The following is a 1,289-nucleotide window of genomic DNA, read 5'->3' on the forward strand; positions in this document are numbered from 1 at the left end:
TCCGCTTGCTCGTTACCGGGGCTCAAGGTCTGGCCCCAGACCTCCCAGGTCATGTCGTAATCGAAGGCGCGCTCCCGGTTGGTATATTGCGACGGATCGACCATGCGCACGCTTGCTTCGATACCAATCCGCTTCAGGTTCTGCGTATAGGGAAGCGCGACCCGCTCGAGTGCCGGGCTGTTTATCAGAATTTCGAAGGCGAAGGGCTTGCCGGTCGCCTTGTTGACCATGCGGTTGCCCTTGAGTTCGAAGCCGGCTTCCTTGAGGAGCGCAATCGCCTGGCGCAGATTGTCGCGGGCCTTTTCCGGCGTTCCCCCGACAGGATTGGTGTAGGGGGTCGTAAACACTTCCGGTGGGACCAGCTCCTTGACCTCGTTGAGGATCTTCAGTTCCTCGCCCTTAGGCAGGCCCGATGAGGCGAGTTCCGTGCCGAAGAAGAAGCTGTTTACGCGCTGGTATTGATTGAAGAAGATGGTTCGGTTCAGTTCCTCGAAATCGAGCGCATAGTTCAGCGCCTGGCGCACGCGCTCGTCGTCGAAGGGTTTGCGGCGCATGTTCGGCACCATCGCCTGCATGACGCCGGTTGCCCGGAACGGGTTGGGGATTTCCTCGCGCTTGACGCGACCGTCCTTCACCGCCGGGAAGTCGAAGCCGGTCGCCCAGCGCATTGCCTGGTTTTCTACCCAGTAGTCGGTGTTGCCGGAGCGGAAGGCCTCGAACTCGACGTCGCGATCGCCGAAGAAGGAATAGGTGATCGAGTTGAAATTGTTCTGCCCGACATTGACGTTGAGGTTCTTGCCCCAATAGTCGTCCCGCAATTCGAAACGGATCGAGCTGCCCGGCTGGAACGAAGCGATCTTGTAGGGCCCCGAGCCCATGACCGGCTCGAGCGTCGTGCGGCTGATGTCGCGCGGCTTGCCGTCCGGCCCGCTGCCCTCCCACCAATGTTTCGGAACGATCAGGATCTGGCCGAGAATGTGCGGCAGTTCGCGATTGTTCTTTTCATCGAAGTGGAAGGTCACGTCGCGGTCGCCGGTCTTTTCCGACTTCACGACATGCCTGTAGTAGCTCTGATAAAGCGGGTTCAGCTCCTTTGCCTTCTCGAAGCTGAAGACGACGTCCTCGGGCGTCACCGGTTTGCCGTCTGCCCATTTCGCCTCGGTCCGCAGACGGAAGGTCGCCGACGAGATGTCGTCGGGAAAGGAGACGCTCTCGGCGAGTAAGCCATAGGCTGTTGAAATTTCATCATCGGCCGGCTTCAACAGCGTATCGAAGACAAGCGACAGTCC

Annotated in this window: 1 protein-coding gene; it reads right to left on the reverse strand. The window is 59.6% G+C overall.

Annotated elements, in window-relative coordinates; genetic code table 11:
- The coding region (locus CO664_RS29980) for an extracellular solute-binding protein (RefSeq protein WP_097540718.1) at positions 1–1,289 on the reverse strand (1,289 nt) is incomplete at both ends.

The organism is Sinorhizobium sp. NG07B (assembly GCF_002532005.1).
Classification (GTDB): domain Bacteria; phylum Pseudomonadota; class Alphaproteobacteria; order Rhizobiales; family Rhizobiaceae; genus Sinorhizobium; species Sinorhizobium fredii_C.